This is a genomic window from Pseudomonas sp. NPDC087804, from assembly GCF_044742965.1.
In the GTDB taxonomy this organism is placed as follows: Bacteria; Pseudomonadota; Gammaproteobacteria; order Pseudomonadales; family Pseudomonadaceae; genus Aquipseudomonas; species Aquipseudomonas rustica.
This window is the reverse complement of sequence record NZ_JBIUVN010000010.1, coordinates 77,033-102,961: the sequence shown is the minus strand read 5'-3', so window position 1 is coordinate 102,961 and position 25,929 is coordinate 77,033. Positions and strand designations below refer to the sequence as shown.

The 25,929-nt window shown below is 59.3% G+C and carries 20 protein-coding genes; 12 read left to right on the top strand and 8 right to left on the bottom strand.

Translation table 11 applies throughout. The features are described from left to right. Positions 1–327 precede the first annotated feature (327 nt). A complete protein-coding gene (locus ACIOMO_RS15630; RefSeq protein WP_003229628.1) occupies positions 328–732 on the top strand; it encodes an acyl-CoA thioesterase in 405 nt (134 codons plus the stop codon). A gap of 57 nt (positions 733–789) precedes the next feature. Beyond that, a complete protein-coding gene (locus ACIOMO_RS15625) occupies positions 790–1,689 on the top strand; it encodes a D-hexose-6-phosphate mutarotase (RefSeq protein ID WP_401241859.1) in 900 nt (299 codons plus the stop codon). A gap of 83 nt (positions 1,690–1,772) precedes the next feature. Here ACIOMO_RS15625 and ACIOMO_RS15620 read toward each other — a convergent pair whose 3' ends face one another. The 6 genes from ACIOMO_RS15620 to ACIOMO_RS15595 all read right to left on the bottom strand — a co-directional run bounded on the left by ACIOMO_RS15620 (position 1,773) and on the right by ACIOMO_RS15595 (position 5,541). Continuing rightward, positions 1,773–2,309 (bottom strand): DUF3299 domain-containing protein, encoded by a 537-nt coding sequence (locus ACIOMO_RS15620; RefSeq protein ID WP_007920225.1) that lies wholly within the window; start codon positions 2,307–2,309, stop codon positions 1,773–1,775. A 93-nt stretch (positions 2,310–2,402) separates the two neighbouring features. Further along, entirely contained in the window at positions 2,403–2,648 is a 246-nt protein-coding gene (locus tag ACIOMO_RS15615) for a GlsB/YeaQ/YmgE family stress response membrane protein (protein ID WP_016772475.1), read from the bottom strand. A 109-nt stretch (positions 2,649–2,757) separates the two neighbouring features. Then, positions 2,758–3,801 (bottom strand): 5-(carboxyamino)imidazole ribonucleotide synthase, encoded by a 1,044-nt coding sequence (locus ACIOMO_RS15610; RefSeq protein ID WP_401241856.1) that lies wholly within the window; start codon positions 3,799–3,801, stop codon positions 2,758–2,760. A gap of 49 nt (positions 3,802–3,850) precedes the next feature. Continuing rightward, positions 3,851–4,342 (bottom strand): 5-(carboxyamino)imidazole ribonucleotide mutase, encoded by a 492-nt coding sequence (purE, locus tag ACIOMO_RS15605; protein WP_007920220.1) that lies wholly within the window; start codon positions 4,340–4,342, stop codon positions 3,851–3,853. A 37-nt stretch (positions 4,343–4,379) separates the two neighbouring features. Next, positions 4,380–4,661 (bottom strand): hypothetical protein, encoded by a 282-nt coding sequence (locus tag ACIOMO_RS15600; protein WP_401241853.1) that lies wholly within the window; start codon positions 4,659–4,661, stop codon positions 4,380–4,382. Then, entirely contained in the window at positions 4,633–5,541 is a 909-nt protein-coding gene (locus ACIOMO_RS15595) for a LysR substrate-binding domain-containing protein (RefSeq protein WP_400755812.1), read from the bottom strand. Before ACIOMO_RS15595 ends, ACIOMO_RS15600 begins: the two co-directional genes overlap by 29 nt. A 180-nt stretch (positions 5,542–5,721) precedes the next feature. Here ACIOMO_RS15595 and ACIOMO_RS15590 point away from each other — a divergent pair, with 180 nt between their 5' ends. The 7 genes from ACIOMO_RS15590 (at position 5,722) to ACIOMO_RS15560 (ending at position 22,096) form a co-directional block, all read left to right on the top strand. Beyond that, entirely contained in the window at positions 5,722–7,146 is a 1,425-nt protein-coding gene (locus ACIOMO_RS15590; protein ID WP_159814480.1) for an aspartate ammonia-lyase, read from the top strand. 485 nt (positions 7,147–7,631) lie between these two features. Continuing rightward, positions 7,632–9,080: a sodium:alanine symporter family protein gene (locus ACIOMO_RS15585; RefSeq protein ID WP_053125151.1), complete on the top strand. Its 1,449-nt coding sequence runs from the start codon at positions 7,632–7,634 to the stop codon at positions 9,078–9,080. A 170-nt stretch (positions 9,081–9,250) separates the two neighbouring features. Next, positions 9,251–10,255 (top strand): asparaginase, encoded by a 1,005-nt coding sequence (locus ACIOMO_RS15580; RefSeq protein WP_401241849.1) that lies wholly within the window; start codon positions 9,251–9,253, stop codon positions 10,253–10,255. Positions 10,256–10,418: 163 nt separating this feature from the next. Beyond that, positions 10,419–11,411 carry an AraC family transcriptional regulator gene (locus ACIOMO_RS15575; RefSeq protein WP_401241846.1) on the top strand — a complete coding sequence of 331 codons (993 nt, stop codon included), beginning with the start codon at positions 10,419–10,421 and terminating at the stop codon, positions 11,409–11,411. Between the two features lie 205 nt (positions 11,412–11,616). Further along, entirely contained in the window at positions 11,617–12,642 is a 1,026-nt protein-coding gene (locus ACIOMO_RS15570) for a histone deacetylase family protein (protein WP_400648138.1), read from the top strand. A 141-nt stretch (positions 12,643–12,783) separates the two neighbouring features. After that, positions 12,784–17,370, top strand: coding sequence for a hypothetical protein (locus tag ACIOMO_RS15565; RefSeq protein ID WP_401241843.1), 4,587 nt, complete (start codon positions 12,784–12,786; stop codon positions 17,368–17,370). 166 nt (positions 17,371–17,536) lie between these two features. Then, on the top strand, positions 17,537–22,096 hold the full coding sequence (locus ACIOMO_RS15560; RefSeq protein ID WP_401241840.1) for a dermonecrotic toxin domain-containing protein: 4,560 nt from the start codon (positions 17,537–17,539) through the stop codon (positions 22,094–22,096). 2 nt (positions 22,097–22,098) lie between these two features. On the opposite strand, the gene ACIOMO_RS15555 is transcribed toward ACIOMO_RS15560, so the two are convergent. Beyond that, positions 22,099–23,652, bottom strand: coding sequence for a PLP-dependent aminotransferase family protein (locus tag ACIOMO_RS15555; RefSeq protein WP_401241837.1), 1,554 nt, complete (start codon positions 23,650–23,652; stop codon positions 22,099–22,101). Between the two features lie 92 nt (positions 23,653–23,744). Here ACIOMO_RS15555 and ACIOMO_RS15550 point away from each other — a divergent pair, with 92 nt between their 5' ends. Genes ACIOMO_RS15550 through ACIOMO_RS15540 form a run of 3 tightly spaced genes read left to right on the top strand, consistent with a single transcriptional unit; the run spans position 23,745 to position 25,509 of the window. Continuing rightward, complete coding sequence (locus tag ACIOMO_RS15550; protein WP_212550321.1) at positions 23,745–24,368, top strand: FMN-binding negative transcriptional regulator; 624 nt, start codon at positions 23,745–23,747, stop codon at positions 24,366–24,368. Between the two features lie 10 nt (positions 24,369–24,378). Further along, entirely contained in the window at positions 24,379–24,825 is a 447-nt protein-coding gene (locus tag ACIOMO_RS15545; protein ID WP_401241834.1) for a GNAT family N-acetyltransferase, read from the top strand. A 12-nt stretch (positions 24,826–24,837) separates the two neighbouring features. Further along, a complete protein-coding gene (locus ACIOMO_RS15540; protein WP_053125167.1) occupies positions 24,838–25,509 on the top strand; it encodes a GNAT family N-acetyltransferase in 672 nt (223 codons plus the stop codon). A gap of 97 nt (positions 25,510–25,606) precedes the next feature. On the opposite strand, the gene ACIOMO_RS15535 is transcribed toward ACIOMO_RS15540, so the two are convergent. After that, on the bottom strand, positions 25,607–25,885 hold the full coding sequence (locus ACIOMO_RS15535) for a helix-turn-helix domain-containing protein (protein ID WP_401241830.1): 279 nt from the start codon (positions 25,883–25,885) through the stop codon (positions 25,607–25,609). Positions 25,886–25,929 lie beyond the last annotated feature (44 nt).

Sequence of the window (25,929 nt, the reverse complement as noted above, 5' to 3'; positions counted from 1 at the left end):
GTGGCTTGGGCAGGTTCGGCACCATAGCAAATTGTTCGAAAAAGCACATAGAGGCGCGTATTTGACGGTCGAAATGAGAACCGGATGGTCGTCGTGGAGTCTACCGACCGATATACTCGCAACCTGCTCCGGTTTGTAGGGGGTTGCTGTGCGAAAACGTCGTTGGCCCGGCCTTTGCTCGGGATTAGCCGGTTTCGCAGAGTTTCTCCTTAGGCGCCTGATGGAAAACGTGACGAACGTAGTATGTTCGGTGCTGAATCGTTTTTCCCGAAGACGGCTACCACCAGCAATACCAACGATGAGTCACGGGTCAGAGGCACCCTCGGCATGATAGAGCTCGAACAAGAAGATCCGATCCCGCAAGGCGACCTGGCCCTGCAAATCACCGCACTCCCGCGCGAAACCAACGGCTTTGGCGATATTTTCGGCGGCTGGCTGGTGGCGCAGATGGATTTGGCTGGCACCGCGATGGCCAGCCGTGTTGCCGGTGGCCGCGTCGCTACCGTTGCCATCGACCGCATGGCGTTTCTCGTGCCGGTCGCTGTCGGCGCACAATTGTCCTTCTATACGCAGACCCTGGAAATCGGCCGCAGCTCGATCCAGATGATGGTCGAAGTGTGGAGCGACGACCCGCTGTCCAGCGAGTGGCGTAAAGTGACCGAAGCGGTTTTCGTCTTCGTCGCCATCGACGGCAGCGGCCGCACTCGCTCGGTGCCGCCACGCGCGCGCTAAACCTCGCGGCCGTTTTACGGTCGATAGTTGTCCTTGTTACTGATTGAGAGCTGTCCGATGAACACGCCCAACGTTGAAGCCGTGAAACTGGATGAACTGAACTGCTGGCGCATCCGCCACGGTCAGGCCGAAGTGCTGGTGGCCCAGCAAGGCGCGCACATCCTCAGTTATCAGATCGATGGCCAGCCGCCGATCATCTGGCTCAACGATAAGGCGGTGTTCAAGACTGGCAAGAGCATCCGCGCTGGCGTGCCGGTGTGCTGGCCGTGGTTTGGCAAATTCGAACGCAACCCGCAGAGCGTGCAGGCCATGTACACCGGTGAGCAACCGGCACCCGCGCACGGTCTGGTGCGGGCGATGGATTGGGAACTGAGTGGCATCGAATCAGAGGCTGATGGCGTGAAGGTGGAGTTCAAACTGCCCTACCCCGAAGGCGGCCTGCCGGACTGGCCGCATCAGGTCGATCTGACCCTGACCCTGCATTTGTCCGAGCAACTGAGTTTCAGCCTGACCAGCCACAACCGTGGCAGTGACACCGTCAGTCTGAGCCAGGCGCTGCACACCTATTTCGCGGTCAGTGATGTGCGCAATGTGCACGTCGATGGCGTCGATGGCTTGAAGTACATCGAGACGCTGGATGACTGGAAAACCAACAGCCAGCAAGGTGACCTGCAGTTTGCCGGGGAAACCGACCGCATCTACCTCGACGCTCCACCGCAGCTGAGCATCGTCGACGCGGCCTGGGAGCGGCGCATTGTCCTGACCGCCACCGGCTCGCGCACGGCAGTGATCTGGAACCCGTGGATCGATCGCGCGGCGGCGTTGGCGGATATGGATAACGATGGCTGGCAGCGCATGCTATGCATCGAGACGGCGAATGTGACGGATGACATCGTCACGCTCGCGCCGGGTGCGAGCCATACCATGGGCGTCAGTGTCGCCAGCAAACCGCTTTAAGATCAAAAGATCGCAGCCTTCGGCAGCTCCTACATTGGAATGCATATCCCTGTAGGAGCTGCCGAAGGCTGCGAGCTTTTGCTTTAGAGATCAGATTCCTGCACCACCCGCACCTTATCGGCTTCCAGCGCATACGCTGCGTCAGCCAGGTCATTGCTGACCTTCTCGACTTTCAGCGTGCCGGTCACCCACAGCGGCGTGTAGATATCGTCCAGCTTCAAGCCCTTCGGATAACGCACCAGCACCAGTTGATTCGGTGGCGGTGGCGGCACGTGGATGCAGGCGCCCGGATACGGCACGAGGAAGAACAACGTGCTGCGACCCTTGGCGTCAGACTCCAGCGGCACCGGATAACCACCGATGCGGATGTGTTTGTCGTTCATCGACGCCACGGTTTTGGTCGAATACATCACCGCCGGCAGACCTTTGGCCTGCTTCATCCCGCCCTTCTCGGTGAAGGTGCCGGTGGCTTCCGGGGAGTTGTGGTCGATTTCAGGCATGGCCTCGAGGGCCTTTTGATCCGACTTGGGCATCAGTTCGAGCCAGTCGGTTTCCGGCAGTTCGCCGGCGTGGGCCAAACCGCTGCCCAAGAAAAGGAGAGTCAACAGAAGACGGCGCATGAAGGTGCTCGGTATAGAAAGGAAGGAACGTTGAATCGCCGAGCATTCTAGCCCTCCCTGCCGCGTTGGCAGAGAGGACTTTGTCGCTTTGGATCAGTTCTTTTTGATCAGGCCGTAGATCACCAGCAACACGACTGCACCGACCAGTGCGCCGAGGAAGCCTGCGCCCTCGCCCGCCTGATAAATGCCCAGAGCCTGGCCGCCATAAGTGGCCGCCAGCGAACCGCCGATACCGAGCAGGATGGTCATGATCCAGCCCATGCTGTCATCGCCCGGTTTCAGGAACCGAGCCAGCAGGCCGACGATCAAGCCGATAAAGATGGTTCCGATAATTCCCATGGCAATTCCCTCTCAGTAGTAGATATGCGAAGCCTAGTCAGACTTTGGCATCCTGCCATGAGAGAACGGCGGCCCCTGAATGGTTCCGCCGCAGACACATGAAACTGAATTACTCGGCGATCAGCGCTTCGACCTTGACGATCTGCGCCTGCAGCGTGGCCATGTCGGCGCAGCGCAGGTTGGCGTGACCGACCTTGCGCCCGGCCTTGAAGGCTTTGCCGTAGTGATGCAGATGACAATCTTCGATGGCGATGACCTTCTCAACCGGCGGCACAACGCCGATGAAGTTGAGCATTGCGCTCTCGCCGACCTTGGCCGTCGAACCCAACGGCAGGCCGGCAACGGCGCGCAGATGGTTTTCGAACTGGCTGCACTCGGCGCCTTCGGTGGTCCAGTGCCCGGAGTTGTGCACGCGCGGGGCGATTTCGTTGGCTTTCAAGCCACCGTCGACTTCAAAGAACTCGAACGCCATCACGCCAACGTAGTCGAGTTGCTTGAGCACACGGCTCGAGTAGTCTTCGGCCAACGCCTGCAACGGGTGATCGGTGCTGGCAACGGACAGCTTGAGGATGCCGCTGTCGTGGGTGTTGTGTACCAGCGGATAGAACTTGGTTTCGCCATCGCGAGCACGCACGGCGATCAGCGAAACTTCACCGGTGAACGGCACGAAGCCTTCCAGCAGGCAGGACACGCTGCCCAGTTCGGCGAACGTACCAACCACATCTTCCGGCTTGCGCAGGACTTTCTGGCCCTTGCCGTCATAACCCAGAGTGCGGGTTTTCAGCACGGCCGGCAGACCGATCGAAGCCACGGCGGCATCCAGATCGGCTTGCGATTGAATGTCGGCGAAGGCCGGGGTCGGGATGCCCAGATCCTTGAACATGCTCTTTTCGAACCAGCGATCGCGAGCGATGCGCAGGGCGTCGGCGCTCGGATAAACCGGAACGAATTGCGACAGGAACGCCACGGTTTCCGCTGGAACACTTTCGAACTCGAAGGTCACCAGATCGACTTCATCGGCCAGTTGGCGCAGATGATCCTGATCGCCGTAATCGGCCCGCAGGTGTTCGCCCAGCGCAGCGGCGCAAGCGTCCGGCGCAGGGTCGAGGAAAGCGAAGTTCATGCCCAGCGGAGTGCCCTCCTGGTACAACATGCGACCCTACTGGCCGCCTCCGATTACACCGATCTTCATCTCAACAACCTCAGGCAATACGTGGGTCTGGATTGTCCAGGACGCTGTCTGTCTGCTCGGCACGGAAGGTTTTCAGTACCGCGTGGAACTGCGGGTGCTTGGCGCCGAGGATGCTCGCCGAGAGCAGCGCGGCGTTGATCGCGCCGGCCTTGCCGATAGCCAGAGTGGCGACCGGAATGCCCGCTGGCATCTGCACGATGGACAGCAGCGAGTCGACGCCCGAGAGCATGGCCGACTGCACCGGCACACCGAGCACCGGCAGGTGGGTCTTGGCCGCACACATGCCTGGCAAGTGGGCTGCGCCACCGGCACCGGCGATAATCACCTCGATGCCGCGGCTTTCAGCCTCTTCGGCGTACTGGAACAGCAGATCCGGGGTACGGTGGGCAGAGACCACTTTGACCTCGTACGGGATGCCGAGCTTTTCCAGCATATCGGCGGTGTGGCTAAGGGTGGACCAATCGGACTTGGAGCCCATGATCACGCCAACCAGTGCACTCATCGTCGCGCCTCTTCTCTCTGGAGCGCCCGCAGGCGCGTCATAAAACAACAAGCCACGCAGGTTGCGTGGCTTGATTGTACGAAAAATGGCCGGTCGTGCCGGCCGAAGGCCGCGCAGTATACCGCAAAGAAAGCAATAAACAGCCCCCTGCGCGACCATCTGTCATCTGCCGCAAATGCCCGGTTTTATTGACTTGAAGGTCAGCCAAAAAGATCAAAAGATCGCAGCCTTCGGCGGCTCCTACAGGGACATGCATTGCAATGTAGGAGCTGCCGAAGGCTGCGATCTTTTCAGGAAGCTTGGGCAGCGCCGCCTTCAAGCTTGCGCCACAGCAGGCGCACGTTGGCTTTGCGCACCAAGGCGCAGCGGTAGAGACGAATCTCCAGCGGCACATGCCATTGCGGGCCGCCGCAGACCACCAGTTCGCCACGGGCCAATTCCGCACGCACGCTGAGTTGCGGCACCCAGGCAATGCCCAACCCTTCCAGCGCCATGCTCTTCAAACTGTCCGCCATCGCGGTTTCATAAATAGTGGTAAAGCGCACTTGACGCTGACGCAGCAAGCCATTCACCGAGCGCCCGAGAAAAGCACCGGCGCTGTAAGCAAGCAACGGCACACTCGCTTCCCCTTCCAGATCGAACAGCGGCTTGCCCTCGGCATCCGCCGCGCACACCGGCAGCATCTCGGTCTGGCCCAAATGCAGCGAGGGGAAAATTTCCGGGTCCATCTGCATCGCCGCGTCCGGGTCGTAGAACGCCAGCATCAGATCGCAGCCACCCTCACGCAGCGCATGCACCGCGTCGCCGACGTTGGTCGCGACCAGTCGCGTGGCAATGTTCAAACCTTCATTGCGCAGTTGCGCGATCCAGCGCGGAAAGAAACCCAGTGCCAGCGAGTGAGCGGCAGCGACTTGCATCACTTCGCCCTGCCCGCCCTCCAGATGATGCAGATGGCGCAGCACTTCACCGAGTTGTTCGACCACCGTGCGCGCGGTCACCAGAAACAACTGCCCCGCCGCCGTCAGTTCGATCGGCGTGCGCGAGCGATTGACCAAGGTCAACCCCAGCGCCGCTTCGAGGCTGCGGATCCGCCGACTGAACGCCGGCTGGGTCACGAAGCGTCGTTCGGCCGCTTGCGAGAAGCTGCGGGTGGCGGCCAGAGCACTGAAGTCCTCGAGCCATTTGCTTTCCAGATTCATCACGTCCTCCCGGACACGCACCAAAACAGGTCACACGTCTGCCGCGCACGCGGCGTCACATGGGCATTATGCCGAATGTGCATAGGGCAGTGCTTAACAGCATTGGCCCAAAATTCCCCACAAGCCTAGCATTCGCAGCGTTCCGGCACAGACCGGGTCCATATCGAGATGATTTCTATCATGTCCTCCGCTGCATCTTTCCGCACTGAAAACGACCTGCTTGGCGCCCTCGAAGTACCGGCTCAAGCGTATTACGGCATCCAGACCCTGCGAGCGGTGAATAACTTCCGTCTCTCCGGCGTTCCGATTTCGCATTACCCAAAACTCGTTGTCGGTCTGGCAATGGTCAAACAGGCCGCTGCTGACGCCAACCGCGAGTTGGGTCATCTGAGCGAAGCCAAGCACGCTGCCATCAGCGAAGCCTGTGCCCGATTGATCCGCGGTGATTTCCACGAAGAGTTCGTGGTCGACATGATTCAAGGTGGCGCCGGTACTTCCACCAACATGAACGCCAACGAAGTGATCGCCAACATTGCCCTCGAAGCAATGGGTCACCAGAAAGGCGAGTACCAGTTCCTGCACCCGAACGACGACGTCAACATGGCGCAGTCGACCAACGACGCTTACCCAACGGCGATCCGCCTGGGCCTGCTGCTCGGTCACGACACCCTGCTGGCCAGCCTCGACAGCCTGATTCAGGCGTTCGCGGCCAAGGGCAAAGAATTTGATCACGTCCTGAAAATGGGCCGTACTCAATTGCAAGACGCCGTGCCGATGACCCTCGGCCAGGAATTCCGTGCTTTCGCCACCACCATGGGCGAAGACCTGGCCCGTCTGAAGACGCTGGCCCCGGAACTGCTGACTGAAGTGAACCTGGGCGGCACCGCGATCGGTACCGGCATCAACGCCGACCCGCGTTACCAAGCGCTGGCGGTTCAGCGTCTGGCCCTGATCAGCGGTCAACCGCTGGTTCCGGCGGCCGACCTGATCGAAGCGACTTCCGACATGGGCGCTTTCGTACTGTTCTCCGGCATGCTCAAGCGCACCGCGGTCAAGCTGTCGAAAATCTGCAACGACTTGCGTCTGCTGTCCAGCGGCCCACGCACCGGCATCAACGAAATCAACCTGCCAGCGCGTCAGCCAGGCAGCTCGATCATGCCTGGCAAGGTCAACCCGGTAATCCCGGAAGCCGTTAACCAAGTCGCGTTCCAAGTGATCGGTAACGACCTGGCGCTGACCATGGCAGCCGAAGGCGGCCAACTGCAGCTGAACGTGATGGAGCCGCTGATCGCGTTCAAGATCTTCGACTCGATCCGCCTGCTGCAACGCGCCATGGACATGCTGCGCGAGCACTGCATCGTCGGCATCACCGCCAACGAAGCGCGCTGCCGTGAACTGGTCGAGCACTCGATCGGTCTGGTTACCGCACTGAACCCGTACATCGGCTACAAAAACGCCACCCGCATCGCCGGCCTCGCCCTTGAAAGCGGCCGCGGCGTGCTGGAACTGGTGCGCGAAGAAGGTCTGCTCGACGAAGCCATGCTCGCCGACATCCTGCGCCCGGAAAACATGATTGCTCCGCGTCTGGTTCCGCTGAAAGGCTGAATCGACGCGTTACTTGTAGCACCGCTCACCAGGTCGAGGGACTAGACACCTCTCACCTTTTGAGGGCTTGGGGATTTAGTCCCCAGGCCCTTTTTTTTAACTTCTTTGCGGGCAGGACGTTAAATGTTTTATGTATTTGATACCGCCAAGATCGCAGCCTTCGGCAGCTCCTACATGATGGATGTACACCTGTAGGAGCTGCCGAAGGCTGCGATCTTTTGATCTTGCAGCATCCTCGTTTCGTCGCTTGCACCACGACTGTGCAGACGGGCGCCGCACTGATCGGTATAGTGCCGCCCCTCTTCGCATGAGCGGTCGTCGGTAACGAGGCCATCACCCATGTGAAACCCGAACTAATAACAAACCCGCGATTTGGAACCGGGACGAAACCTTCGCCTCACCTGTTGTGCCGCGCGCAAACCGGTGTAACACGATGTTTCTCCGATCCAGCATTTGCTTACACAAAAAACAGCGAGGAAAAATCCATGCTCGAAGTCATCAACGACTTCCTCTCAGGCAAAGTACTGATCGTGCTCATTGTCGGGCTCGGTAGCTACTTCACGATTCGCTCGCGTTTCGTTCAACTGCGGCACTTCTTCCACATGTTCGCGGTGTTCCGCGACAGCCTCAAAGGCAGCGCCGGCCAACTCAGCTCGTTCCAGGCCCTGATGCTCAGCCTCGCCGGCCGTGTCGGTGCAGGCAACATCGCCGGTGTCGGCATCGCCGTAACCCTCGGCGGTCCGGGTGCGGTGTTCTGGATGTGGGTGACCGCACTGGTCGGCATGTCCAGCAGCTTCTTCGAATGTACTCTGGCCCAAGTCTACAAACGCGCCGATGGTGACGGTCTTTACCGTGGCGGCCCGGCCTACTACATTCAGCACGGCCTGAAGCTCAAAGGCATGGCAGTGGTGTTCTCCGTTCTGCTGCTGGTCACCTACGGCTTCGCCTTCATCGGCCTGCAGTCCTACACCGTGACCCACTCGCTGCAGAACGCCTTTGAATTCGACCCGCGCCACACCGGTATCGTCCTGGCGGTGCTGCTGGCCATCACCTTCCTCGGCGGCATCAAGCGCATCGCTTCGGTGTCCGACCTGTTGGTACCGATCAAGACCCTGGCCTATATCGGCGTGACCCTGTACGTGATCGGCACCCAGATCGAACACGTGCCCGCCATGCTGGAAACCATCATCAAGAGCGCCTTCGGTCTCGACCCGGCCTTTGGTGGTCTGCTCGGCAGCGCCATCGTCATGGGCGTGAAGCGTGGCGTGTTCGCCAACGAAGCGGGCCTGGGCAGTGCGCCGAACGTCGCCGCCGTGGCTGCGGTGAAACACCCGGGCGCGCAAGGTGTGGTTCAGGCTTTCAGCGTGTTCCTCGACACCTTCGTGATCTGCACCTGCACCGCGCTGCTGATCCTGCTGTCGGGCTTCTACACCCCGGGCTTCGAAGGTGACGGCATCGTCCTGACCCAGAACTCGCTGGCCGCCGTAGTCGGTGACTGGGGCCGCATGTTCGTCAGCGTTGCGCTGTCGCTGTTCGTCTTCACCTGCATCCTCTACAACTACTACCTGGGCGAGAACAGCTTGCAGTTCCTCACCCGCAACCGCGCTGCGCTGATGATTTTCCGTGGCCTGGTGCTGGCGCTGGTGGTCTGGGGTTCGATGCAGGATCTGTCGACCGTGTTCGCTTTCGCCGACATCACCATGACCTGCCTGGCCTTCGTCAACCTGGTGGCTTTGGCCATGCTGTTCAAGGTCGGCATGCGCGTAATGCGCGACTACGACGAGCAGCGCCGCGCCGGCGTCAAACAGCCGGTGTTCGATTCCAGCAAATTCACTGACCTGGATCTGGACCTGAAAGCCTGGCCAACCAACCCGCCGGCAACAGCGGGCAAGACCGAAGCCGAGCCGCAAGGCGTACCTGCAGCGCAACGCTGACAGGTGAATGACGGGCGCATCCCCTGCGCCCGTCAGTTATTGTGATGCAATAACTTGTAGGAGTGAGCCTGCTCGCGATAGCGGTTCATCATTCAACCTTTATGTTGGCTGAAAGACCGCTATCGCGAGCAGGCTCACTCCTACAGGAACTCATCGTTTCGGAGAATCCTATGAACCCTTCGACTTATCCCGCCGCCCAACACGTCATGGTGCTCTACACCGGTGGCACCATCGGCATGCAGGCCAGCGCTAATGGCTTGGCCCCGGCGTCCGGTTTTGAAGCGCGGATGCGCGATTACCTGCACAGCCAGCCTGAACTCGTCGTGCCGCAGTGGCGCTTTCGCGAGATGTCGCCGCTGATCGACAGCGCCAACATGACCCCGACCTATTGGCAGCAACTGCGTGAAGCGGTGGTCGATGCCGTGGACGTGCAAGGCTGCGACAGCGTGCTGATCCTGCACGGCACCGACACGCTGGCGTACAGCGCGGCGGCGATGAGCTTCCAGTTGCTCGGCCTGCATGCGCGCGTGTGCTTCACCGGTTCGATGCTGCCGGCGGGCGTGACCGACAGCGATGCCTGGGAAAACCTCGGTGGCGCACTGGTTGCCCTCGGCCAAGGCCTGGCGCCGGGCGTGCATTTGTACTTCCACGGCGAACTGCTGGCGCCGACCCGTTGCGCGAAAGTGCGCAGCTTTGGCCGTCATCCGTTCAAGCGTCTGGAGCGTCAGGGTGGCGGTGTGAAAGCCCCATCGATTCCGGCGTCGTTGAGCTATAGCCATCCGAAGCGACTGGCCAAAGTTGCCGTGCTGCCATTGTTCCCCGGCATTAGCGCTGGAGTTCTTGATGGCCTGCTCGACAGCGGCATTCAGGGTCTGGTGCTGGAATGCTACGGCAGCGGCACCGGGCCGAGCGACAACCCGGAGTTTCTGGCGAGCCTCGGCCGCGCGCGGGACAACGGCGTGGTGGTGGTGGCGGTTACGCAATGCCATGAAGGTGGGGTTGAGCTGGATGTGTATGAGGCCGGCAGCCGCTTGCGCGGGGTTGGCGTGTTGTCCGGTGGCGGCATGACCCGTGAGGCGGCGTTTGGCAAGTTGCACGGGTTGCTCGGTGCTGGGCTTGAAACTGAAGAAGTGCGCCGGCTGATCGAACTCGACCTCTGCGGCGAACTCCTCTGACACCACCCCGCCCTTGTAGGAGCAAGGCTTGCCCGCGAATGGCCCACCTCGATGACACAGATACACCGTGTCATCGTTCTTCGCGGGCAAGCCTTGCTCCTACAAGGATCGCGTACGGCATGCAACTTGCTGCATTCCAGCCATCTCAAGGCTGGAAGATCCCATGCTGCACTCCCACCTCACTACCCTCAACGCGGTCTCGCTAATCCTCAACACCTTCAAAGCCGAAGGCCTGTCGAGCGAGGCGCTGCTCAACGGCAGCGGCATCAGTGCGGCGGATTTAAACCGTGCCGACACACGCATCACCACCAACCAAGAGATGCAGGTCTGCGCCAACGCGGTCGCGCTCAAGCACGATATCGGTCTGGAACTGGGCCGGCGCATGCACGTTTCCTGCTACGGCATCCTCGGTTACGCGCTGCTGACCTGTGCCACCTTCGGTGACGCTTTGCGTTTGGCGATCCGTTATCCGGCGCTGTTGGGAACACTTTTCGAACTGAGCCTGGAAGATGATGGCGAGCGCGTCTGGTTCGTTGCGGCGGACTATCGCGAAAGTCCGGCGATGGCCGTGTTTAATGCCGAATTCTGCCTGGTCTCGCTGAAGGTGATTTGCGATGACCTGCTCGGGCATCCTCTGCCCTTGCTCGCCACGCGGTTCGAACACGCCGCGCCGGATTACCGCGACAGCTATGCCGAACACTTCAACTCGCCGCTGCACTTCGCCGCCAAGGACAACGCCTTCGCCTTCGACCGGCACTGGCTCGATCAGCCGTTGCCGTTGGCGGATGCCATTACCCACCAAGCCATGGCCGAGCGTTGCCGCAAGCAGAATCTGGAATTCACCGGGCGTCAGGCGTGGCTGGGGCGGATCCGCCAGTTGCTCAGTGCGCAGTTGAATGCCGCGCCGGGGCTGGAGGGATTGGCGCAGCAGATGAAGTGCTCGCCACGCACCTTGCGCCGCCATCTGAAGGACATGGGCAGCAGCTATCAGGAACTGCTCGATGAACTGCGTTTCGAGCGGGCCAAGCAGATGTTGTGCGAGGATCAGTTGCCGATCTACCGCATTGCCGAAACCCTCGGCTTCAGCGAGACCGCCAGCTTCCGCCACGCGTTCGTGCGCTGGAGCGGCGTTGCCCCCAGCCAATTCAGGGCTTGAAAATCTAAAGATCGCAGCCTTCGGCAGCTCCTACAGGGATCGGTGTAGGAGCTGCCGCAGGCTGCGATCTTTTGATCCTCAGGGGGCGAATTGCGGTCAGAGGTTTTGGCCAGATCAATCCCCTTTTGGCCTTTCCTGCCGTTCTCCGATTCCTCTCGCGCCGCAACACTGGGGGCAACCGAACCAGCCTTGCGGAGAACAACAAATGCTGACGATCTACTCAGACGATCACCACCTGCACCATGGCCGCTGCGAACTCATCGATGGCCAGCTAAAACCGTGTTTCGAGATGCCCTCGCGCGCCGACCATGTGTTGCAACGCGTACAAAATCAGAACCTTGGCGCGGTCGAAGCACCGAAGGATTTCGGCCTCGACCCGATCGCCCGCATCCACAGCCGCGACTACCTCGATTTCTTCAAAGGCGCCTGGGATCGCTGGACTGAATTCAACACCGACGGCGACTTGCTGCCCTATACCTGGCCGGCGCGCACCCTGCGTGCGATAAAACCGACCAGCCTGCACGGCCAACTCGGTTATTACAGCTTCGACGGCGGTGCCCCGATCACCGCCGGTACCTGGCAAGCGGCCTACAGCGCGGCGCAGGTTGCCCTCACCGCACAAGCAGAAATCCAGCGTGGCGCACGCGCTGCTTTCGCTCTGTGCCGCCCACCGGGACACCACGCTGCCAGCGATTTGATGGGCGGTTATTGCTACCTCAACAACGCCGCCATCGCCGCGCAAGCCTTCCTCGATGCAGGCCACAAGAAAGTCGCGATCCTCGACGTCGACTACCACCACGGCAACGGCACGCAGTCGATTTTCTACGAGCGCAGCGACGTGCTGTTCACTTCGATCCACGGCCACCCGGAAGCGGAATTTCCGTTCTTCCTTGGCTATGACGACGAGCGCGGTGAAGGCGCCGGTGAAGGCTTCAACTTCAACTATCCATTGCCGGCCGGTTCCGGCTACGACGTTTGGAGCGCGGCGCTGGAGCAGTGCTGCGACGAGATCGACCGCTACGGCGCCGACGTCATTGTCGTGTCGCTCGGTGTCGATACGTTCAAGGATGATCCGATCTCGCAATTCAAACTCGACAGCCCGGATTACCTGGCGATGGGCAAGCGTATCGCCGCCCTCGGCAAGCCGACGCTGTTCGTCATGGAGGGCGGTTACGCGGTCGAAGAAATCGGCATCAACGCAGTGAACGTACTGGAAGGTTTCGAGCAGTAAACCGAGTCACCATGAAAACTCCATTCTGACCCGCCACTGTGCGGGTCATTTTTTACATGCGATATATAGATACCACCACGTCCCGCAAATGCCTCGCTACCGTCATGTGCTTTCCCGACTCAACGTCAGAAGGATCTGCACATGCCCCCCTTAGAACCCGACTCGCCAATCTTGTCTGTTCCGGCCACCGATCTGCTGACGCAACTGGTCACCGGCCCGTCGCTGCGAGAAGTCGCCACCACGGTGCTGCGCGCAGAACTGAACGCGCTGTATCCGGCACTCGAACTCAACCCCGATCTGGTCATGGTCGGCACGCCTTCCTGGATCAAACGGGATGGACAGATCGTTGCCGGCGACACTCGATTCGAATCCTTGACCGACTCGCTGTTGCGTCATGCAATCGCGCGCCAACCGGTCATGTTTATCGACGGTGAACACTTCCTGACCGGGCAGCCGAGCGCCAGCCCTTCCATCCAGTTGCCGGTCAACATCGACGCGGTCGGGCGCCTGCTCAACCTCCTCGCGTCAATGCTGTTTACTGCCTATCAGGAACAGCAACTCGACTACTGGAATCAACCGGTGACCCTTAATGCGCCTCGCTGGCAGGAGCTGTCTCTGGCCTTGCGCGTGCGCTGGAACCTCAAGCAGGCCAAACACTGGGATGCTGATCAGCTTGCCCTCGCGCATCTGGTATTCAATTACCCTGACCGTGCCACGCGCAAACCTCACGACCCCTATCAGACACGCGCCTGCCTGATCGATCTGGACAGCGGCGGCGAAACGCCCACGCACCTGAACATGCTTGATATCGCCGTAATTACTGGCGTACTGGGTGAGCGCACCTTGATACTCACGCACTCGATCATCATGGGTTTCCGCGCTCATCCTTCGTTCGAAGCACTTGGTCAATACCTTCGAACATTCACCGGGAGCTTATCCGCCGACAGCCAGCTTGAGTGGCGGCTGGTTGAACCCGAGGGCGATTTTTTCGATACCCAGGCCTGCACGCTGATTGCTCTGCAAGCGCAGGCGCTGGGCGAGCTCGACTTCAGTAACCCGACGCCTGCAACTGTCACCCAAGCCAACGCCCACCACGTTCACAAGAACGATGCGCGCTTCAATCGCATCGATCCGCTGCTGCCAGACTGGCTGACCCGCGCGCACCCCAATGACCTCAGTGCTTTCGGCCGACATCTGATGGATCTGGCCGCCGTGCGGCAGAGCAGCGCCACGTCTTTCGAAGACGCAATCCCGCCCATCGAGCGCTTTGCTCTGAACAGCCTCAGGCTGCAGATGGAAAAGAAACACCCACAGGCCAGACAGCTGAAACTGAAGAACCTGCGCATCAGCATCACCCGTCCGGTGGTCTGGGGCACTCAGGCCACGGGCACCAGCGAAACCCTCACGCTGAGCCTGGCAGAGCTGGCCCTGGAAAACCTGATTGCGGTTCCGCTGGGCGATAAAGTGCTCTGGTTCACCACCGGCGAAGCGGTGCCGGAATGGCTGACCCCGACTTACGTCGAAGGGTTGGTAACCAGGGTCAATATCGGCAAAACCTACCCGGCACTGATCAAGGAGCGACTGGTTGATGACCCGATCAAATCTCTAGAGTTGTCGAGGCTGTACCGCGCGCACTTGCAGGTACAGCTGCCGTTGCTGGCCCTGCAATGCAAGATCCGCAAAGAAGGTGCTATCGATGAGCAGGGCTACCGCTACATCGTGGCCGTGATGAGTGCGGCGGGTGAAGCGCGGCGGGTCGATGATCAGGAAATCGTCATCCGTCCGTTATCGTTTGTGCTCGATCAACAGACCGACGACAGCGCCGACATCGTCACCAACATGTTCGTGATCGGCCCGCGTGATCAAAGCAAAGGGCCGTGCTTGCTATACCGTCCGCTGCTGGAAAACCCGCTGACTCAGTACCCGACACCGTCGAGCCTGATCTACGCGATCAAACACTCGAAAAAGATCCGTGAATCAGTGCTCGCCTGGCTACCGGACAGCGTTCGCGCCAACTATTCGAACTTCATTTTCCACGGAGACTTGCCCGACCTCGCAGTACTCGCCGAATTGCTGACCAATCCCCTGCTGAACATTAACCTCAACACCCCCGTGCGGCTGGGCAGCAAAGTGCTCGAAGGTGATTACCTGCGCAGTTTGTTCGCCGCCAATACTACTGCGCTGATCGAGCTCGCCGACCGTGAATCGGTATCGAATGCCGAAAGCCATTGGGCGACGCTCAAGGAAGGCGCGTGGAAACTGTTCAACGCCGTCCTGCCGTTTCTCGATCCGACCGTAGGCGCGGCGGTGTGGATCTGGCAGCTTTTCAATGACCTGCAACAAACCCTCGAAGCGACACACGATGGCAACAGCGAGCTGGCCACCAGCGCGCTCACCGATTTGCTTCTGTCAGTGGCCATGGTGCTTGCCCACCGCGCGGCGACCCGCGGCAAACCGGCACGACGTTCAAATGAATTACCCGCAACGACCAAGACCCAATTCATCGAAAACCCGACGCGACCCGATCCTGTCCAGTTGAAACAGCTTGCGGACATCACGCTCACCGAACTGCCAGGCAACCATCAGTCGGCCATCCACAGCCTCGGCGCGCTCAATCGCCAAGCGACAAGCCTTGGCCAGACGCTTGAGCGATTCGCTATCGACCCACCGACAGGGCTCGGCCAGCCTATCGGTGAGGGCGCACAACAGCACCTTTACGCCATAGCTGGAAAGCGCTATGCCAAAGTAGGTGCGCGCTGGTTCGAAGTGCATCTCAATGAACAACAAGACGTGCAAATCATCGACTCCCGTCAACAACCGCCACGCTCCGGGCCATTGCTGATTCATAACCGTCAGGGTCGTTGGTTCATCGACACGCGCCTGCGTTTGCGCGGCGGAGGCCTCAAAAGCCGAAAGGCCGAACTGCTACGCAAAAACGCACAACGAATCGACGAACTGCACCAGCACCTCAGGGACTTCAACGATAATCTCGGCGCCAGCAAAACTGCATTGGTCGGCGCACGCAAAGCACTGCTATCGGCAACGGCTGAGACGTACAAAGCGCACGAATCGGTATTCCTGGAAAAGCTCGAAGCGCAAATCCGCACCTACGAAGCGACCGTTGGCCACCTCAAGGAATTGAATCGGATTGAAGCGATGCCGGGGTATCGGGCTTCGATGATCGAAATGCTCAGCTCCCTGCTTTTTTTCAACCAGTCGTGGATCGACCAGATCAAACCCGCGTTCAAATCGTCAATGGACCTGACTAACACTCTGCTGGCGGAAGAAGACGGCGGAGTCAGGCCTGCCGATAACGCGCCCTACCAAGAGATGCACAGGCTGGCCACGCTGATGGTTCAGCGCATCGAAATGGCTCAGGCGAGTTTTTCCGAACTCGGCGTTCTCGGAAAAGAAGCTGCGCAAATGGCCAGCCATTTCAGAGAGAAGCTCCCGGTATATGACGTGCAGGATTTGAAAGCATTCCGGATTTCTCTGGCGCGCGCTTTTTGCGTCAGGGAAGGCAATGGCGCCGCATGGGAGGACGCTCGGGAGCAGGTCATACGTCTGGTCAACGAGGCCAATCTGGCGATCCAGAATTCGCTCGACCTGCAGCGCGAAGGCCATGAGTTCAGCGACCCGCAACGCATCGAGGCGCTCAACACCCTGGTCGAACAATACGCCAGTATCAACTCCCGCCTGCAGGATTTGCCTCAGCAGTTTGCCGAACAGATGCTGACGGATCAACTCGCACAACTGCAGCTGAATATTGATGCGTTTGGTCAGCAAAGCAGCCGGCAACTGTCGCAAATGTCGCTTGAACGCGGCCCCCGGCTTCCGCAGCCCGGCCCATCGCGAGCACCGGCAAAGCGAGTCATCAAAACGCGCTTCAAAGGCATGCAACTGGTAGAGCCGCGCAAAGAGGCCCAGGGTCATACGCCGCTGGCGGATGTCAAAGCCAGCCTGACCGGCAATGTATTGGCGACCTTTCACGAGAAGGAACCCGATCTATGGTTACAGCGTGTGCGCAGCAAACCGGCGCAAACCCTGCCAGCCAAAAGTTTGAGCAAAACGATAAGTTCGGGGCAGACACTGCTCGATGCTGTGCAAGGTCTCATTCAGCAGCAGAAGAACAATGCTCGCGAACCGAATCGACTGCCCGTAGAAATCGAAGAGGCTCTGACCCGGCATGCCACGCAACTGAACGACGCTGCCAATGCCATTGACCAGGCGCTGACGTCTGGCCCCTCGTCCCATGCGCAAGCGACTGCAGCAGCGCTGCTCAAACAGAACATCGAAACCGCCGTCATTCAGCTCAAGAACGTTGGCCATACGTTACGGGTCAACATGACCAAGCGCCAACTGCCCACCGCGCCGCGCGTGGCGTGGCTGTTCGCTCAGCAAGAATTGATGATCGACAGGATCCCCGGTCGCCGCCAACTCAAGGGATCGAAGAAAGACTTCCTGCAGGAATACGAAATTCGTGACCGCAAAACCAAAGCGGTGTTGTGGTACGCACACTTTCATTATTTGCGAGCCGACACCGTCGATGAATTGTTCAGCGCCGCCCACTTGAAAACCAAAGAGCAAAGATTACTCGGCAGCGGCTACTCCCTGGAAAACGCGTCAAGCACACAGGAAGTCATCGCGATTTACCGCAGTGAAATCGGCGTGCCACTGGCGAAAACGCTGTTTTTTCCGATCAAGCCACCCACGGCGTCGGTGACCTGAACGTCAAAGGTTTTTGATGCTGTGACTGTGGCAGGCGAGTTTGCTCGCTCGCCACAGTTTTTTTACCGAACAATATTTATATACCGCCAACACCCGGCGGCTATTCACTACTTTCGGGGTTTACGCAGGAGGCAACACAGCTTCCTCGACTCTTGGAGTATTGAACATGAGCCCCCCGGTCACGCTGTCCTTCGAAAACTCTACCCCTCTGCTCGACAAAAGCAGACTGGTGAACCTGACCAGTCACGGCCCCACGCTGGGCGATGTCGCCGCGCAAATGCTCAGTGAAGCATTGCGCTCGCTATACCCCGATCTGGCTCTCGATCCGGATGCATGCATGATCGGCACGCCGCAATGGCACGAGGAAAACGATCTGGTTGTCGCTGGCGTCACTCGATTCGAATCACTGAGCCACACGCTGGTTCGCCTGAATCTATACAACGCCTCGGCCAACTTCATTACCGCTGAACATTTCCTCACCCTGGAACCGGATGCCCTCACTCCGCGGCATCTGGCTGTCGACATTGAGGAGATTGGCCGCCTGCTCAACGACTACTCACCGTTATTGTTCGTCGAGTATCAGGAACGCCAATTGAATTTCTGGAACAGCGAGAACCGCAGTCTGCCGCGCTGGCAAGAGCTCGCGGATACCTTGCGCAAAGCCCTGGATGTCAACGAAGTACAGGGCTGGAGCGTTCAAGAGTGTGCCTTGGCCAGACTGATCTTCACCTCTGCGGACAAGAATGCCCGGCCAATGCAACAAGCCGGGTTCAGCAGGATTCAGGCCGGCCTGATCGATATCGATACGCTGGAAAACACCAAAGAGACTCACTTGCTGCTCGGTGGTGCTTTGGTCATATGTGCGCAGCTTGAGCAACGCGAACTGGTGTTGATGTACACCATTGAGAGTGGCTACGAATCTTTCGCGTCGATGGACGAACTCGGAGCCTCGCTGCCTTCACGTATTTCGGAACAACTGGATGGGCGCCCGATGCAGTGGCGGCTATTCGAGCCTGAAGGGAATATTTTTGACCACATGGCCTGGGCGCTGATTGCCTCGCAACTCGACTCCATTGCCGCGATTGGAGACAGCTCGAACCAGTCAGCACCGGCCACTTTAAGCGCGCCGGTGGTGCCTGCGGAGGAGCAGGTGCAGCTCGACAAACTTGAATCGTCGCTCCCTGACTGGCTGCACAACGCCTCGGCCGACGACTTGGCCGCCTACAGCAAATACATCACCGAGCTGGGCAAGCTCTACCGCGACCCGACGTTCAAGCAAAGCAAGGATTTGATTGAGCCCATCGATCGCTTTGCCCAACGGCTGATGTGCGAAGCGCTCATCCATGACAAACACGCCGAAGGTGCTGCAATCCTGCCGCTGGATGAGTTGGAAATTACCATCACCAACAGCTTTACCGCCGGCGATCTGACACTGCCTGATTTGCTTGATACCTATACGCGAACCCTGGGCGAATATGCTTTGGAAAACACGCCACCCTACAGGGCCAGCCTGCGATTCAAAACCGGTGAAATCGTCCCGGCCTGGTTGACGGTGGAGCTACTGACAAGCCTGGCCCAAAAAGTCGATATCGGTAGCGTTTATCCGCAACTGATCAAGCGCAGACTGCTTGACGATTCGCAGGAATCGAAGCGCCACGCCACGCTGTATCGTCAACAATTACGTTTGTTGCTGCCATTGGCGGCACTCGAAAGCAAAGTCCGGTCGCAGAACGGCCTCGATGAAACCGGTTACGGCTACATTCGCCAAGTCGCGGGCGAACGCTTTGCCTCTTCGCACCGGATTTCGATCTGTCCGCTCACGCTGATCCCGCAGCATCGTCTGCTCAGCAGTACGGACACAGTCACCAATATGTTCATCATCGGAGCACGTGATCCCGATAGCGGGCCTTGCATCCTGTATCGACCGCTGTTCGAGCCTGCTTTGCTGCAGTTCCCTTCCCGGCAGAATCTGCTGTATGCCCTGCATCAACCGGGGGAGCTCAGGGATTCCGTGCTGGCATGGCTGGCGGATCGCAATTTGAGTTTCGAATATGCTCAATACGTGTTCCCGGTGGGTTTACCTTCGCCTTGGCTGGTTATTCAGCAATTGTCCGACCCGACCCTGCACATGAACGGGCTTGGCCATGTCGATTTTGGCATTGATGAGATCAAAGGCGACCTCTTCCAGACACTGTTCGAGAGCAACGCCCAAGCCCTCGTGGAACTGGCGGATCGTCAATCCATGTCCAACGCTGAACAGCGCTGGTTACTGCTGCGGGAATGCAGCTGGACACTGTTCAATGTCGCTTCGAACTTCCTCAGTGGCGCACTCGGCGCCGCCGTATGGGTGTGGCAAAGCATCGAGGAAATTCAGCAAGCACTCGACGCCCATGAGCGCGGGGATCGGCTCGGTGAGTGGAGTTCACTGGGCGATATTTTGCTGACGCTGGGGATAATCCTTACCCATCACGCTACTCGGCACCGCCAACGGGTTGCGGGGGAGTTGAAGCCTCAAAAGCACATGGCTGAATATCTGCCTAAAACCGAAATCGTTCCGGTTGGCTCGCGCTTTGAGAAGCAGCCCTTACTCGATGAACTACCAAGCCAGCATTGTTCCTCGGTCGAGATTGGCGGATCGGTTCCTCGACGAAATCCGCCGGAGTTGGGGCGTTATCTGGACGGGCTCAAGGTCAAGGCGCCCGACCTGAGCCATGAGGACTTGACCCGCCTCAATGAACACCCTCCCTACCTCTATCAACTGGCGGACAAGAGTTACGCGCAAGTTCGCGAACGCTGGTTCGAGGTTCGCCTGGATATCAACGGACAAGTCACGATCTGCGACCCTCACGACTCAACCCGTAGCGGCCCGCTGCTAACGGGTCTGAAAGGTCTGTGGTACATCGACACGCGCCTGCGCTTGCGTGGTGGCGGACGCAAAAGCCGGATTCAGCAGTTCAGGCATGCCAACGAACTTCGCAAACAGGAACTGGAAAGCGAATTGCGAGCGTTCAAGGAGCGCGAAAAAACCCTCAAGACCGAACTGATGACTGCATTCGATGAGAAGTTCAAGGCCACCGAGAAAACTCGCGAAGCCACTTCTTATGCATACGCGTTAAAACTCGAAGAAGCGATTGGTGAATACCAGAAAGCTTTGGAACATATTCGCGATTGGCGTACCAAAGGAGGCTCGGTCGGTTACGTCTACGACACGGTACGCCTGACCACCGAACTGCATAAAAATATTGATCAGTGGTACCTCATGAAGGTGCACGCCTACATCAGGATCACTGAGCCGCTGCGAAACGGCCGCCCCCAGGATCCTCCGACACTGCACCGGGATTATGTTGCGACCATCACTCAGGCCATCGAACTCGGGCAGCAGTTGGGGGATAAACTGAGCCTTGCCGAGACTTCGCTGGAGCACCTGAAACCCCTCGGCAAAGCAGGCGTTACCAATGCGGCGAAACTGCGAGCCATGCTGCCTCAGTCCACCGTTCTGAATTTCAAAGCCAACGAGATTGGCATGTCTCATGAGCCCTGCATGGTAGAAACCAACGAGCCCTCAATGAATCAGGCGCGTTACCAAGTGGGCCGCATTATTACTGACGCGGCTGATGCCGCTCATGATCTGACAGCGCTGATCAAGACGAAAACAGCGACGCTCGAAACGGCGGACACGCTGGAACAAATAAGCCGATTCGTCGATACCTTCAACAATGCCGACCAGCGTTTGCAGGAGGTAGTCGAAAATTACCCGCAACACGTCAAACGCCCCCGAGTGATGCACCTGCGGACACTGATCGAAGAGTTTCGCCAACTGGCCCAGGCCAGGATCGATTCCCTGTTGCTGAATGATCCCACGCTGAGGCAACAGGAAGCGGCCACGTCTGAACAACCCGGCCCTTCACGCGCAATGGTGAAAGTTTACAAAACCCGCCCGCGCGAATCAGCGCCCGACAAGCCAGAGAAAAGCACTGCAGATCCGATTAACAAGATCGTGCCCGACTCACGCCCGGCATTGAGCCCGGCTCGCAGCGATATCGATATCATCAGCGACGCACTGGAACTCAATCTCGATTGCTCCAACTTCCTCAAAAATTCCCGCAAAGACGCTCAACGTCCTTCACGGATCCCCGCCGATATGCAAGAGATCCACGAACAGTACGCGCGGAAACTGGAGCAAAGCGCAACAGACGTCGAACAAGCCTTGAGCAACTTGCGTGCGGCAAAAAAAAGCTTTCCCCCTATTGCCAGTCTGAGTACCGAAATGCGTGAAGCGGCCACGCGGGTCAGGCGCGAAGGCGTGGACATCCGCGCGAGCATGTACAAACTGCGCAAACCGACTCAAACCAACTTCAAATGGATGCACGAGAATGCTCAACTCAGCCTCGCTCGCGACGAGCGTGGACGTATCCCGACGAAACAGTTCGGCGATTATTTTCAGGAGTTCCGGATTCTCGACAAGGCAAACAACGACCAACCCCTGTGGGTCGCGCACTTTCACTACAAAGCCCTGAAAACCCCGGCGGATCAACCGACCACCGCCCACCTGAAAGTCGCCGACAGTTACCTGGCGACCCTTACACCGGATCAGCAAAAAACCTTGAACGCTTTCGAGCCGATCAATGGCGTGTTGCGCAAGTTGAGCGATCCAGACCTGCGCAAATTGTTTCTTGATCTGCCCATACCGGAGAAACCAGTGGCCGGTGCTTCCGGGAAAAACTGATTTCAGTCACGCCAGGCTTTCTTCAATCGCCCGAGCGCAGCGCTGATCGCGGCCTCGGGTACGGCAGCGAAACCCAGTACCAGGCCGGCGCGTTGATCCGCCGGCAAGGTTGAATCCGGCAGCCAATAACTGCTTAAACCGTTGATCTCGACATCGGCGCTGGCGGCCAGACCGATCAACTGTTGCTCGCGGGCCAGTGTGTCCACGGGAATGGTCAAATGCAGACCGGCCGCCACACTCGGCAGGCTGCCGACGCCGGGAATATCGCTCGGCCAACCGGCCAACAAGGTATTGCGCCGGCTCAATGCGGCACGGCGCATCCGCCGGATGTGTCGCTGAAAATGCCCGGCCGCCATGAACTCGGCCATCACGGCCTGGGTGCTCACTTCCGAGTGGCGCACGTCCACCGCGCGGCGCTGGGAAAAAGCGTCCACCAGCGCTGGCGGCAACACCAGATAACCCAAACGCAACGCCGGGAATGCGACTTTGCCGAAGGTGCCGACGTACAACACGCGGCCCTGCCGATCGAGCGCCGCCAATGGCGCCAGCGGTGCGCCGGTGTAACGGTACTCGCCGTCGTAATCGTCCTCGACGATCCAGCCTTGCGTGCGCTCGGCCCACGCCAGCAATTCCAGACGTCGCGCCAGACTCATCACCACGCCGGTCGGGTATTGATGAGACGGCGTCACATACGCCACTCGGCAATCCGCCGCCGCCGCCAATGCCGCGCAATCAATGCCCTCCTCGTCCACCGCAATCCCACGCAATCGCGCACCCGCAACGGCGAACGCGTGACCAGCGGCGCGATACCCCGGATTTTCGATTCCGACGCCATCGCCCGGCTCCACCAGCAACTGTGCACAAAGGCTAATGCCCTGCTGCGCGCCACTGGTGATCACAATTTGCTCAGCGCTGCACTGCATGCCGCGCGAACTGCGCAGATAGGCGGCGATCATCGCGCGCAAACGCGCATCACCGGCCGGGTCGCCGTAACACAGCTGCTGCAAATCCGGCTTGCGCCAGAAAGCCGCGTTCAGCTTGGCCCAGACCTCAAAAGGGAACAGATCGAAGGCCGGCACACCGACACGAAAAGCACGCGGCGGACCACTCGGCGGCTTGGCCAAATGGTTGTTTTCGATGCGTGAAAAAGTATCGCTGTGGATAACTTTACTGGATGGAACCACAGGTAAATCCAGCCAGTTTGTGGATAAGGCTGTGGGTAAGCCTGTTGAAAACCCTGTGGATACTTTTGTGGATAGTTTTTTCGCTGAGGGCGGTGGTGCCGACAATTGTGCGACGTAAGTTCCGTCGCCGACCCGCCCTTCGATAAACCCTTCGGCATACAACTGATCGTAGGCACGCACCACGCTGTTACGCGAAATCGCCAACGCCGCCGCCAGATCGCGACTGGCCGGCAGCCGCGTGCCACTGGCCAAGCGCCCATCGAGTACGCGCAGACGCAATGCCTGATAGAGCTGGCGGCTCAGGCCCTGCCGGCGATCAAGCTCGATACCGGCGGGATTGAAGGGCATGGACAGTGTCGTCGATTCAGGCATGGCAATGGACCTATGAAATTGCTCATCAATGGCTCTTACAACAGACCAATAGCCTGCCTAGGATGCAGGCATTCGCCAAGGAAAATCTGTCCATGTACACGCCGCGCGCCTTTGCCATCGAAGAACTGTCCCAACTGCACGAACTGATCCTCGCCACCCGCCTCGCCATTCTGGTGACCCACGGCGAAAACGGTCTGCAAGCCAGCCATGTGCCGGTGCTGCTGCATTGCGAACAAGGCGAGTACGGCACGCTGTACGGGCACCTGGCCCGCGCCAATCCACAATGGAAAGACCTGCGCGACGGCGCGGAAGCCATGCTGATTTTTGCCGGCCCCGACGCCTACGTCAGCCCGGGCTTTTACCCGAGCAAGGCCGAGCACGGCAAAGTCGTACCAACCTGGAATTACATCGCCGTGCACGCCTACGGCCACGCCGAAACCTTCAGCGACGGCGGGCGTCTGCTCGACATCGTCAGCACCCTCACCGACCGTCATGAAGCCGGTCGCGCCCAGCCGTGGTCAGTCGCCGATGCGCCCGCCGATTACATCGACGGCATGCTCAAGGCGATTGTCGGTTTTGCCATTCCCATCGACCGTCTCGAGGGCAAGCGCAAACTCAGTCAGAACCGCAGCGCCGAAGACATTGCCGGCGTGCGTGAAGGTCTGGCCGCCAGCCCCGAAGTCAACGATCAAACCCTCGCCCAATTGATGCGCTAAGGAAATCACCATGAGTCAGATCGACATTCGCCAGGTCAGCGCCGCCGACCGCGCCGCGTGGCTGCCGTCGTGGCAGGCCTACCTGCGCTTCTACAACACCGAACTGCCGGACGCCGTCACCGACAGCACATGGCAGCGTTTCCTCGATCCGAGCGAACCGACCCACGCAGCGTTGGCCTGGGCCGATGGCAAAGCGGTGGGCATGGTGCATTACATCTATCATCGCTCGAACTGGAGCATCGAAAATTCCTGCTACCTGCAGGATTTGCTGGTGACCGAGGAAACACGCGGCACCGGCGTCGGCCGCCTGCTGATCGAACACGTTTACGCCACCGCCAAGGCTGACGGTTGCTGCAAAGTGCACTGGCTGACCCACGAATCCAACGCCACCGCGATCCAGCTCTACGAGCGCATCGCCGAACGCCCGGGTTTCATCCAGTTTCGCAAAGCCATTTAAGGAGAGGCACCCATGATCATTTCACCGGCTGACTGGAAAGGCGTCCCCGCCCCTACCGCCACATTGCTTGAAGGGCGTTTTATTCGCCTCGAACGACTCGACCCGGCGCGCCATGGCGAACAACTGTTCGCCGCCCTCGAAGGCCCCGGCGCCGACCCGAAGCTCTGGGATTATTTGCCCTACGGCCCGTTCCCGGAACGCAGCGTTTTCGACGCCTGGCTGAACAACCATGCCGCCGCCAGCGACCCGTATTTCTTCGCGGTCATCGACCGTGCGAACAACCAGGTGCAAGGCATCCTCAGCCTGATGTCGATCGTCCCGGCGCAGGGCCGCATCGAGATCGGCCACGTCACCTTCGGCGCGCCAATGCAGCGCTCGCCGAAAAGCACCGAGGCGGTATACCTGCTGGCCAAACATTCCTTCGACCTCGGCTACCGCCGCCTCGAATGGAAATGCAACAACGGCAACGCCCGCTCCAAATACGCCGCCGAACGCCTGGGCTTCAGCTTCGAGGGCGTGTTCCGCCAGCACATGGTGGTCAAAGGCCAGAACCGCGACACCGCGTGGTACTCGATTGTGGATTCGGAATGGCCGGCGATTGGCGCAGGGTTCGAGCGTTGGTTGAGCGATGAAAACCAGACGCCGGATGGACAGCTGAAAGGCTTGGTTGAGTGCCGTAGTTAAGGCACAAAGCAAAAGATCGTCCGAACGCGGCCCGAGCCTGCGGCAGCTCCTACATTGATCCGTGTAGGAGCTGCCGCAGGCTGCGATCTTTTGATCTTTAAACCACGTCCCTACGGATGCGCACCACGCTCATTTTCATCCCGAAACAACGGAACACGGCATTCAGAGACTTCATCGTCTGATTACCTTCACCGTGCTCGATATGCACCAACGTACGAACCGAGATTTTGCACATCCTTGCGAACTGGTTTTGATGCAACCCAGTCACTTCCACGCGTAAACGCCGAACGGCTTCACCGATTTCCAGTGTCCCCTCAGCGATTGCCTCTTGGATGCTTTCCATTAGCACCATCCGCTCAGCAACTGTCATTCCCACATCATTACCTCCGCCTTTTTAACGCAGTAGGCTTCATAGCCATA